The sequence below is a fragment of the Acinetobacter sp. 1566109 genome, from assembly GCF_000582255.1.
GTDB lineage: Bacteria > Pseudomonadota > Gammaproteobacteria > Pseudomonadales > Moraxellaceae > Acinetobacter > Acinetobacter nosocomialis.
This window is the reverse complement of the sequence record NZ_JEYB01000266.1, coordinates 1-309: the sequence shown is the minus strand read 5'-3', so window position 1 is coordinate 309 and position 309 is coordinate 1. Positions and strand designations below refer to the sequence as shown.

The 309-nt window shown below is 23.0% G+C and carries 1 pseudogene; it reads left to right on the top strand.

The window, feature by feature from the left end:
* Positions 1 to 309, top strand: a pseudogene (locus J582_RS27205) (O-antigen polysaccharide polymerase Wzy); the annotation flags it as partial.

Below are 309 nucleotides of genomic sequence, written 5' to 3'. Positions count from 1 at the left end.
CTTAAAAAGTTTAAAATATTTTCTCCTCAAGGCTTGTTTTATATATCAAGTTGTTTGTTTGCTTTAGGTAGAGTTTTTTTAAGTTTTTTTGGTTTATATCGAGATTACTATGAATTGTATTGGGGGCAGCTTTTTTATTTTAATAATTTAGATTTTTTTGAGAGTTTAATTTTTTGGCAATTATCGTTATCTTCTTTTATATTAGGTAGCTTGATTTTTTCTACTCGGTTAGAGTTTAATATACAATTAAGCAATTTGAATTATAAAAAAACATTTTATATTTTAAACTTTTTAAGTGCAACTATACTT